At 62.4% G+C, this 306-nt stretch carries 1 protein-coding gene; it reads right to left on the reverse strand.

Annotation, left to right across the window (positions count from 1 at the left end; genetic code table 11):
• A partial coding sequence (locus tag EOB49_RS35120; protein ID WP_164781999.1) for a TIM barrel protein occupies positions 1 to 306 on the reverse strand: 306 nt, incomplete at both ends.

The following is a 306-nucleotide window of genomic DNA, read 5'->3' on the forward strand; positions in this document are numbered from 1 at the left end:
ACCAGCCCTCATAGCCATGGTCCGCGAAGCGCTGCACGATGGCGCCGAAATCGAGCGAGCCGTCGCCCGGCACGGTGAAGGCGCCCAGCGCCACCGCATCGAGGAAGGATTGTTTGGTGCGATCGAGCTTTTCGATCACGCCCATGCGAACGTCCTTCACATGCACATGACTGATGCGGGTATGATGGTTGTCGATGGCACGCAGCACGTCTCCGCCGGCGAATGCCAGATGTCCGGCATCGAGCAGCAGCGGAATGCCGGCTCCGGAATAGCGCATGAAGGCATCGAGTTCCGGCTCGGTCTCGA

The organism is Mesorhizobium sp. M7A.F.Ca.MR.148.00.0.0 (assembly GCF_003997735.1).
Lineage (GTDB): Bacteria > Pseudomonadota > Alphaproteobacteria > Rhizobiales > Rhizobiaceae > Mesorhizobium.